This window comes from Mesorhizobium sp. RCAM 06353, assembly GCF_059683585.1.
The window spans coordinates 3,772,911-3,782,828 of the sequence record NZ_CM185031.1; the positions used below are offsets into that span (position 1 = coordinate 3,772,911).

Genomic DNA, 9,918 nt, shown 5'->3' on the forward strand with positions numbered 1-9,918 from the left:
GTTATGCATGTCGTTCTCCCAAAACCGAGGTCACTTTTGGGCGACATGCATTAGATTTGCGACGACAGCTCGACCGGGAAATCGTCGTTGTCGGCATCGCGCATGGCGGCGAGGCTGCGATTGTCCAGCACCTCGGCGATCGCCTGGCGCACTTCCAGCATCATGTGCCGGACCTGACAGGTCGCCTCGTCGCAATCCTCGCAGCGCTGGTATTGCGTGCGACTGGCACAGGGAATCGGCGCCAGCGGCCCGTCAAGCACGCGCACGACATGGCCTATCTTGATCTCGGAGGCCGGGCGGGCGAGGCGATAGCCGCCTTCCTTGCCCTTGCGGCTCTGCACGAAGCCGGCATTGCGCAATTCGCCGAGGATGGCGTCGAGGAATTTCTTCGGGATGTTGTTGGCGACCGCGATGTCGTTGACGAAGGCCAATTGGCCAACTGGAAGGCTGGAAAGATGCACGAGGGCCTTGAGGCCGTATTTGCCTTTTTTTGTCAGCATGCCCGAGTCAACCCGTTAAAGCCCCAACCACCCCGCATCTGGCGGCTGTTTGTGTGCAAATAATGACGGTTTCGCCGCGCGAAGGCATTTCGCGACAACAAGACGCCAAATGGCACGGTAGGCACAAACGCGTTGATTCTTTGTAACGTTTTGTAGTGATGGCGCCGTATTCGCCATGACTGATGGCAAAAACGAAGAAAGCCGGCTTGTTGCCGGCTTTCTCTCATCTGTTCTTTGTATGCTGTAGCCGTCAGCGGCTGCCATAGGCTTGGTCGAGCAGGCCGCCGGCGGCGAAATGCTCTTTCTGGATCTTGTCCCAGCCGCCGAAGACGTCTTCCACCGTCAGCAGGCGCACTTCGGGGAAATCGGCCTTGTATTTGGCGGCGACGGCTGCGTCGCGCACACGGTTGCCGTTCTGGGCCAGGATGTCCTGGCCTTCGGGCGTGTAGAGGAAATCGAGATAGGTCTTGGCCAGATCGCGGGTGCCATGCTCGTCGGCGACCTTGTCGACGATCGCCACCGGGAATTCCGCCAGCAGGCTGACCGAGGGCGTGACCTGCTCGAACTTGTCGTCGCCATATTCCTTGCGGATGCCGCGCGTTTCGGATTCGAAGGTGATCAGCACGTCGCCGATCTCGCGCTGCACGAAGGTGGTGGTCGCGGCGCGGCCGCCGGTGTCAAAGATCGGCACATTGTTGAACAGCTTGGTGATGAACTCCTTCACCTTGGCGTCGTTGCCCTTGAACGCTTCCTTGGCGTAGGCGGTGGCCGCCAGATAGGTGTAGCGCGCATTGCCCGACGTCTTCGGATTGGGGAAGATCACCTGCACGTCGTCGCGCACCAGATCGTTCCAGTCCTTGATGTGCTTGGGATTGCCGGCGCGGACGAGGAACGAAGGCAGCGAGTAGAAGGGTGAGGCGTTGTTGGCAAAATCCTTCTGCCAGTCGGCGGACACGAACCCCTTCTTGACCAGGAAATCGATGTCGGTGACCTGGTTGAAGGTGACGACATCGGCGCCGAGACCCTCGGCGATGGCGCGTGCCTGCGCCGAGGTGCCGGCATGCGACTGGTCGATGGTCACGCCCGGATGCGCTGCGATGAAGGCCTTGTTGACCTGAACGAACAATTCGCGGCCGACGTCATAAGAGGCGTTGAGCAGTTTGTCGGCCGACCAGGCTTGGGAGGATGCGAGGAACAGGCCGGCGACAGCGGCAACGCCGAGGAAAAATCGCTTCATGAAAAAGGCTCCGGATGCAATGCGTTTATGTTCAGACCATAGCCGTGGGATGGCCCGCGCGACGAGGCACGCGCGATGGTTGTGAGGTGGTGTCGTGAGAAAAGACGTCGTCACAAATACCTGTCGTTAGAATTCTGTTCCGGCCAGCGCCTTCTCGCCTCCGTATTGTTTCTCACCTTGCGTTGCTGTGTCAGTTGGCATATACAAAAGGCATATACAAAGGGAGGCAGTCATGCCCCAGCACCGTCATTCAACAACAACAACAACGCCGCCGCCGAAGGAGGCCAAGCTCTTCCGCAACAATCGCAGCCAGGCGGTGCGCATTCCTGTCGAGTTCGAACTCCCCGGCGACAAGGTTCTGATCAGCCGTGAGGGCGACCGCCTGATCATCGAGCCGGTCCGCAAGCCCGGTCTGACCGCGCTGCTCGCCCAATGGGCGAAAGAGGCGCCGCTTGGTCCTGAGGACGATTTTCCCGAGATCAACGATACGCCTGTCGAAGCCGAGGATATTTTTTGATGCGGTTCATGCTGGATACCAACATTATCAGCGATATGATCCGAAACCCGGCCGGCAAGGCCGCCAGTTCAATGCTGCGCGAAGGAGACGCCGCCGTGTGCACCAGCATCGTGGTCGCCTCTGAACTGCGATATGGCTGTGCCAGGAAGGGATCGGCCAAGCTGCTCAAGAAGGTCGAGGACCTGCTGGCCGAGATCCCTGTCCTGCCGCTCGATGTGCCGGTGGATGCCGAGTATGGCATGCTTCGCGCCGAGCTGGAGGCCGTTGGCCAACCCATTGGCCACAATGACCTTTTTATTGCCGCTCACGCTAGCGTGCTGGGTGCCATTTTGGTGACGGCCAACATGGGAGAATTCACCCGCATCCCTAAGCTAAAGGTCGAGAACTGGCTGGAGTAGGGCTCGACCCGAGGATCAGGCCGCCGGGAACAGCTTCCAACGCCCCGGTCGGAATGCCACGCGGCTCTTTTGCGCCGCCGGATGGTCGACCGGCAGTTCGATCTCGACCCGCTGGCGCTCGCCGCCGATCTCGAGCTCAACCCGCCTGGTCCCAGCGACGCGGCGGCTGGCGGCGACCGTGCCGGCGATGCAGCCGCTGCAGCCGTCGAGCAGTTCGACATCGTGCGGGCGGAAATACAGCGTCGCATCGCCCTCGGGTGCATGCGGCGCCGACAGCCCGATCGGGCGGTCGGCGAGCCAGATCTCGCCATGCTCGACCTTGACGGGAAGCGAGCTCGATTCGCCGATGAAGCCATAGACGAAGGGCGAGTTCGGCGTGTCGTAGATGTCGTCGGCGGTGCCGACCTGCTCGATGCGGCCCTGGCTCATCACCACGACGCGGTCGGCAAGTTCCAGCGCCTCTTCCTGGTCGTGGGTGACGAAGACGGTGGTGTGGCCGGTGCGGTCATGGATCTCGCGCAGCCAGCGGCGGAGTTCCCGACGCACCTGCGCGTCGAGCGCGCCGAACGGTTCGTCGAGCAGCAGCACCTTGGGTTCGATCGCCATGGCGCGGGCGAGCGCAACGCGCTGGCGCTGGCCACCCGACAACTGGGCCGGATAACGCTTTTCAAGGCCCGAAAGTTGGACGAGGTCCAGAAGCTCGGAGGCGCGGCGGCGGATTTCCTGCGCCGGCGGCCGCGACGGCCCGTGCCGGACTTTCAGGCCAAAGCCGATATTGTCGGCCACGGTCATGTGCCGGAACAGCGCATAGTGCTGGAAGACGAAGCCGACATTGCGCTCCTGGATCGACTTCTGCGAAGCGTCCTCGTCGCCAAAGAAGATTTTTCCACGGGTCGGCCGCTCCAGCCCGGCGATCAGCCTGAGCAGTGTCGTCTTGCCGGAGCCGGATGGACCCAGCAACGCGATCAACTCGCCCGACTTGATGTCGAGCGACACGTCGTGGAGTGCGGGAAACCGCTCGAACTCCTTGCGCACGTTGGCAACGCGAACTTCCATACAAATCCCTCTGCTAATGTCCGCGCGTCGCGGCAAGCTCGGCGCCGTAGCGCATCTCGAGCAGTGTTTTCAAGACCAGTGTGACCAGCGCCAGCCCGGCAAGCAATGAAGCGACGGCAAAGGCGCCGACGGCGTTGTACTCATTATAGAGGATTTCGACATGCAGCGGCATGGTGTTGGTCAGGCCTCTGATATGGCCCGATACCACCGACACCGCGCCGAATTCGCCCATGGCGCGGGCGTTGCACAGGAGCACGCCGTAGAGCAGGCCCCATTTGATGTTGGGCAGCGTCACGTACCAGAAGGTCTGCCAGCCATTGGCGCCGAGCGAAAGGGCTGCCTCCTCATCGCCATTGCCCTGTTCCTGCATCAGCGGGATCAGCTCGCGGGCGACGAAGGGGAAGGTGACGAAGACGGTGGCGAGCACGATGCCAGGCACGGCGAACAAGATCTGGATGCCATGTCCCTTCAGCCATGCTCCAAGCAACCCTTGCGCGCCGAACAGCAGCACGTAGACCAGACCTGAAATGACCGGCGAGACCGAGAAGGGCAGGTCGATCAGCGTGGTCAGGAAGGCCTTGCCCTTGAACTCGAATTTGGCAATCGCCCAGGCGGCGGAGATGCCGAAGACGACATTGAGCGGCACCGAGATCGCCGCGACAAGCAGCGTCAGGTGGATGGCCGAGCGTGCGTCCGCTTCGCCTAGTGCTTGCGTATAGGCACCGATGCCTTTCGCCAGCGCCTCATGGAAGACGATGATCAGCGGCAGGAGCAGGAAGATGCCGAGGAAGGCGAAAGCGATGGCCATCAGCACGGCCTGTGCCGGACGGCTTTCGGTCACCGCCGCCGAGCGGCTCTCGTGATACGGTTCGTAGGATTTGATCTCGGGATCAGCCATAGCGCTTGCGGCTCCATGTCTGCACGAGATTGACGATCAGAAGCATGACGAACGACAGAGCCAGCATGATCGCCGCGATCGCGGTCGCCGCCGGGTAATTGTACTCCTCCAGCCGGATGACGATCAGCAGCGGTGCGATCTCGGATTTGTAGGGCAGATTGCCGGCAATGAAGATGACCGAGCCGTATTCACCGACGCCGCGCGCGAAGGCCAGCGAAAAGCCGGTGATGATGGCCGGCGCCAGGCCCGGAAACAACACACGGGTGATGATCTGGAAGCGGCTGGCGCCAAGCGTGGCGGCGGCTTCCTCCACCTCCTTGTCGATTTCCTCCATGATCGGCTGCACGGTGCGCACGACGAAGGGCAGGCCGATGAAGACGAGTGCGACGACGATGCCGAGCGGCGTGTAGGCGACCTTGATGCCGAGCGGCATCAGCAATTTGCCGATCCAGCCGTTCGGTGCATAGAGCGTGGTGAGCGCAATGCCGGCGACCGCCGTCGGCAGGGCGAAGGGCAGGTCGACCATGGCGTCGACAATCCGACGGCCAGGAAAGCGGTAGCGCACCAGCACCCAGGCGACGAGCGTGCCGAAGACGACATTGACGATCGCCGCGAGGAAGGCGGTGCCGAAGCTGATTTCCAACGCGTTGAGGGTGCGGCGGTCGCTGGCGATCGCCCAGAATTCAGCCCAGCCGAGAGACGCTGAGCGCCAGACCAGCCCGGAAAGCGGAATGAGGATGATGAGGGTGAGGTAGGCAAGCGAGAAGCCGAGCGTCAATCCGAAACCCGGAATGACACTCGGCTGCCTGAATCGCCACCCCGCCTGCGCGGGTGCTGTGGTCATGGAGTTCTGGATTGTCCCTTCTTACTCAACCAGACTTGCTGAAGAAGCCCATTCGCGGGCTTCCTCAGGACGACCGAACCTCACTGGGCCGGCTTGTAGATCTGGTCGAATATACCACCGTCGCCGAAATGATAAGGCTGTGCCTTCTTCCAGCCGCCGAAAAGCGGGTCGTCGATGGAGATCAGCTTGATTTCCGGCGTCTTCGGAATATCCGCCGGGGCCACGAGTTCGGGCTTGGCCGGACGATAGTGGTTCTTGGCGATGATCGTCTGCGCTTCCTTGGAATAGAGCCAGCCGAGATAGGCTTCGGCCACCTTGCGCGTGCCCTTGGCATCGACATTGGCATCGACGATCGCCACCGGCGGCTCGGCCAGGATCGAGGTCGGCGGATAGACGATCTCGAAATTGTCGGCGCCGAATTCGTCGAGCGCCAGATAGGCGTCATTTTCCCAGCCGATCAGCACGTCGCCGATGCCCTTTTGCGCGAAGGTCACGGTCGAGCCGCGCGCGCCGGTGTCGAGCACCGGGGCATTGGCGTAGAGCTTGCCGACGAATTCCTTGTTCTTGGCTTCGTCGCCGCCATCATGGGCGTTGGCGTAGGCCCAGGCGGCGAGGTAGTTCCAGCGCGCGCCGCCCGAAGTCTTGGGGTTCGGGGTGATCACCTGGACCCCATCCTTGACGAGGTCGCTCCAGTCGTGAATGGCCTTGGGGTTGCCCTTGCGGACCAGGAAGATGATGGTCGAGGTGTAAGGCGCTGAATTGTTTTCGAATTTCTTGCGCCAGTCGGGGTTGATCTTCTTCGATTTGGAGACGATGGCGTTGATGTCGCCCTCGAGCGCCAGCGTCACCACATCGGCGTCGAGGCCATCGATCACGGCACGAGCCTGGGCGCCCGATCCGCCATGCGACTGCTGGATGGTGACCGTCTCGCCGGTCTCGGCCTTCCAGTGTGCGGCAAAGGCCTCGTCATAGGCCTTGTAGAGCTCGCGTGTCGGATCGTAGGACACATTGAGGATAGTGGTGTCGGCAAACGCGAAACCGAGCGTGCCGAACTGGACAGATGTGGCGACCAGTGCGCCGAGCAGTTTCCTGAAATGAGGTTTGGTCATTTCTGCCTCCGTTGAACCCGCGCCAAATCTACCGAATTGATAGAAATTAGATGCATCGAATGTTGCCTTTTTTGCCCTCCTGAAGAAAATCTTGGACGAAATTTTGCGGGTAGGAGAAATGTTTTCCCTTGTGCGCGATGACAGCGAATCCGCGCCGCCACCGGACCTATCTAGAAATTTGAGGTGTCGAGGCAAGGCCGTAGGGGATTGATGGGGCGAATTACTCCGCGGTAACGAGAAAGTCGAAACGTTCCCTGGAGAACGGTTCCTTTGTCAGCGTGAAGTGCCACCATTCGCGCGCGTAGTTCTTGAACCCTCCGGTACGCATGACATCGACAAGCATCCGGCGATTTGCCGCTGCTTCACTGTTCAGCGGTCGGTGCGCCGTCTCGCTCATTGGGTCGAAACAGTCGAAACCGGTGCCAAAGTCGAGCGTATCGGCATCGACGGCACCACAGGCGGGTTTGGAGACGGATGGATCGCCGACCCGCGCAATCGCGACATCGACGGTCGAGCCGCGCGAATGGGTTGACAGCTCACCGACATAGCCCTTGGCGATGAGGTCGCCCCGCTGAACCTTCGGGTACCATTGCGGATCGGGCGGCCCGCCCTCACGCGTCCATTTGCCCATGTCGGCGACGGCGCGGGCAGGGCGGTAGCAATCGAACACGACCAGCGTCAGACCTTTCGCGGCGATCGCCTGTTGGACACCAGCAAGAGCTTGCGCCGCCTGCCGGGTCAGAATGCAGACTGGCGCGTCGTAGCCATTCACCTTGCGGTGCAGGAAATCATCCGATCCGGCGTAGCGGATGTCCTGGCGGATCGAAGGAGCGATATCGGCGAGACGAACGAAGCCAGCGGGCAAGGGATCGGCAGAGGCGGGTGGAGGGGTTGCCAAAACAATCGCTGCCGCAGCCAACGCCGAGGCTGCCAACAATCGAGGATTGCGCGAGGCACCCCCTCTGGCCTGCCGGCCATCTCCCCCGCAAGGGGGGAGATCGGCAGTTTCAGCGCCGAGCCCCCAACTGTCGCGGTGGGAATTGGCGAAAGCGTCTGAGCGCTCAATCTCCCCCCTTGCGGGGGAGATGCCCGGCAGGGCAGAGGGGGGTGCCTCGCAATGGGCATGGAGTGAAGTATCCTGCTACCTGCCGAGCGTATGGAAAGCCAATTCGATGAATCGCCTGGCGCATTCTATTCAACGAACACTTTCACGCTCGCCGCCCGTCCCGCCGCGTCGATCACCGTCAGCGTCGAATAACCCGCGCCGTCGGGCAGCCAGGTCGCGGTGCGGCGGCGGTCGATGCCGGATAGCGGCTTGCCATTGGCCAGCCAGCGGAATGGCGCGCGGCCGCCTTGCAGCTTCAGCACCAGCGGTGAGGCATCGACCGAATTGGTGGCGAGGTCGACGCGGGCGCCGTCCGGCGGGAAGATGATGGTTGGGGCGGGCTCGGTCACTGTCGCCTGCACCAGGCCGTCGGCGCCGGCGCCGAAGCGGGCCAGCGTCACCGGCAGGTCCTCGCGCTTGGGGGTGAAGGCGCCGGGCGGCTTGCCCGGCAGCGGCACGGTGGCAAGGCCCGAACGGACAAAGCCCTCGAACAGGATCGGGGCGGCCGAGACGTAGCCGGAAAGGCCCGGCACGGCGCCGGCATCGGGACGCCCGACCCAGACACCCAAGACATAGCGGCCGTCGAAGCCGACCGACCAGGCATCGCGGTAGCCGTAGGAGGTGCCGGTCTTGTAGGCGATGCCGCGCTGCAAGGCGCCTTCCGGCGGCTTGACGCCCGAGAGGATGTCGATGATCTGCCAGTTGGCCTGGTCATTGAGGATGGTGGCGGTGGTGCGTTCGGCATTGGCCGGCTCGGTGCCGTCATGCAGCGTGTGCGTCTTGCCGCCATTGGCGAGCCCCGTATAGAGCTGGACGAGGTCGCGAAGCGTGACGCCGACGCCGCCGAGGCCGATGGCCGGGCCCGGCGCCTCGTTGACCGGCAGGATCGGGTTGACGCCGGCCTGGCGGAAGCGCGCCGTCAGCCGCGCCGGGCCGACCGCGTCGAGCACACGGATCGCCGGTACGTTGAGCGACAGTTGCAGCGCCTGGCGGACGCTGACATCGCCCTGGTAGCCCATGTCGAAGTTCTTTGGCCGGTAGCCGCCGAAATCAACCGGGCTGTCCTCAATCAGCGTTTCCTGCGCCACCAGTCCCTGCTCGAAAGCGAGGCCATAGATGAACGGTTTTAGCGTCGAGCCGGGCGAGCGCACGATCTTGGTCATGTCGATCCAGCCGGAGCGGCTGGCGTCGAAGAAATTAGCCGAGCCGACTTCGCCCAAAATGTCGCCGGTGCGGGAATCGGCCAGCACCATGGCGACGGACAGACGCGGTCCAAGCTTGGTGGCGGCATCGCGCGCCACCTGTTCAAGCCCTTGCTGGACGCTTTTGCGGATGGTCAACTGCAAAGGTTGGCCAGGAACGGCCCTGGGTAGCATCGCATAGGCGGCGTGCGCGGCGAGCGCCGGCAAGGTGCGGCGCAGGCCCGAGACATCGTCGAGCGCTGCGCGGGCGGCCTCGCGCTCGCCGATCAGGCCCGATGAGACCATGCGGGTCAGCACGCGGTCGCGAGCGGCGTGGGCGATCTCGAGGTTGCGGTCGGGCCGGCGCTTCTCCGGCAATTGCGGCAAGGCGACGAGCAAGGCGGCTTCCGAGACGGTGAGCCGCTTCGGCTCCTTGCCGAAATAGGCGAGCGAAGCGGCGCGCACGCCTTCAAGGTTGCCGCCATAGGGCGTCAGCGTGAGGTAGCGCTCGAGGATCTCGCGCTTGGACAGCCGCCTCTCGATCTGGATGGCGCGCAGCATCTGCTTGATCTTGGAACCGAAGCTGCGGCTTTCGCGCGGCTCGATCAGCCGGGCAAGCTGCATCGACAGGGTGGAGCCGCCGGAGACGATGTGGCCACTGGTGATGAGCTGGCCCGCGGCGCGGCCAAGCGCCAGCACGTCGACGCCCTGATGGTCCCAGAAACGCTTGTCCTCATAGGTGACCAGCATGTCGACGAACTGCTTGTCGACCTGATCGAGACGGGTTTCGAGCCGCCAATAACCGTCCGGCGTGGCGAAGGCGCGCAACAGCTGGCCGTCGCGGTCCTGGACTTCGGTGGAGACGGTGAGTTCCGCCGGGAGTGGGGGTGGGAAGGTGCGGTCGAGTTCCCAGAGAGAGGCTGCGGCGATTACCGTGAGCCCGACGAGAGACGCTCCCGCAATGGCCGTGCGACGGAGGAATTTTCTGGAGAGCATTGGCGCTCCTCATCCACCGCCGAGGACCTTCTCCCCGGACGGGGAGAAGGGGGCTGTCGTCTGCGCAATCGCCATTT

General features: G+C 63.0%; 10 protein-coding genes. 2 read left to right on the forward strand and 8 right to left on the reverse strand.

Annotation, left to right across the window (positions count from 1 at the left end; translation table 11 throughout):
- Positions 1-50 precede the first annotated feature (50 nt).
- Together AC56QX_RS18245 and AC56QX_RS18250 are read right to left on the reverse strand one after the other, a co-directional pair.
- Positions 51-500 carry an RrF2 family transcriptional regulator gene (locus AC56QX_RS18245; RefSeq protein WP_010910348.1) on the reverse strand — a complete coding sequence of 150 codons (450 nt, stop codon included), beginning with the start codon at positions 498-500 and terminating at the stop codon, positions 51-53.
- A gap of 250 nt (positions 501-750) precedes the next feature.
- Positions 751-1,737 (reverse strand): sulfate ABC transporter substrate-binding protein, encoded by a 987-nt coding sequence (locus AC56QX_RS18250; protein ID WP_497109799.1) that lies wholly within the window; start codon positions 1,735-1,737, stop codon positions 751-753.
- A gap of 232 nt (positions 1,738-1,969) precedes the next feature.
- Between AC56QX_RS18250 and AC56QX_RS18255 the strand changes: the two genes are divergently transcribed.
- Both AC56QX_RS18255 and AC56QX_RS18260 read left to right on the forward strand, forming a co-directional pair.
- Positions 1,970-2,254 (forward strand): antitoxin, encoded by a 285-nt coding sequence (locus AC56QX_RS18255; RefSeq protein ID WP_497109800.1) that lies wholly within the window; start codon positions 1,970-1,972, stop codon positions 2,252-2,254.
- A complete protein-coding gene (locus tag AC56QX_RS18260) occupies positions 2,254-2,652 on the forward strand; it encodes a type II toxin-antitoxin system VapC family toxin (RefSeq protein ID WP_497109801.1) in 399 nt (132 codons plus the stop codon). The genes AC56QX_RS18255 and AC56QX_RS18260 overlap by 1 nt, the downstream gene beginning before the upstream one ends.
- A gap of 15 nt (positions 2,653-2,667) precedes the next feature.
- Here the strand turns inward: AC56QX_RS18260 and AC56QX_RS18265 are convergent, their stop codons facing one another.
- The 6 genes from AC56QX_RS18265 to pbpC all read right to left on the reverse strand — a co-directional run bounded on the left by AC56QX_RS18265 (position 2,668) and on the right by pbpC (position 9,841).
- The gene (locus AC56QX_RS18265) at positions 2,668-3,708 is read right to left on the reverse strand and encodes a sulfate/molybdate ABC transporter ATP-binding protein (RefSeq protein ID WP_497109802.1); all 1,041 of its coding nucleotides are present in this window, start codon (positions 3,706-3,708) and stop codon (positions 2,668-2,670) included.
- A 13-nt stretch (positions 3,709-3,721) separates the two neighbouring features.
- A complete protein-coding gene (gene cysW / locus AC56QX_RS18270) occupies positions 3,722-4,606 on the reverse strand; it encodes a sulfate ABC transporter permease subunit CysW (protein WP_258582831.1) in 885 nt (294 codons plus the stop codon).
- Positions 4,599-5,450 (reverse strand): sulfate ABC transporter permease subunit CysT, encoded by an 852-nt coding sequence (gene cysT, locus AC56QX_RS18275; protein ID WP_497109804.1) that lies wholly within the window; start codon positions 5,448-5,450, stop codon positions 4,599-4,601. The genes cysW and cysT overlap by 8 nt, the downstream gene beginning before the upstream one ends.
- Before the next feature lie 80 nt (positions 5,451-5,530).
- Entirely contained in the window at positions 5,531-6,559 is a 1,029-nt protein-coding gene (locus tag AC56QX_RS18280) for a sulfate ABC transporter substrate-binding protein (protein WP_497109806.1), read from the reverse strand.
- Positions 6,560-6,779: 220 nt separating this feature from the next.
- Positions 6,780-7,424, reverse strand: a complete 645-nt coding sequence (locus tag AC56QX_RS18285; protein ID WP_497109807.1) for a M15 family metallopeptidase — start codon at positions 7,422-7,424, stop codon at positions 6,780-6,782.
- A gap of 326 nt (positions 7,425-7,750) precedes the next feature.
- Positions 7,751-9,841 (reverse strand): penicillin-binding protein 1C, encoded by a 2,091-nt coding sequence (pbpC, locus tag AC56QX_RS18290; RefSeq protein WP_497109808.1) that lies wholly within the window; start codon positions 9,839-9,841, stop codon positions 7,751-7,753.
- Positions 9,842-9,918: the final 77 nt, after the last annotated feature.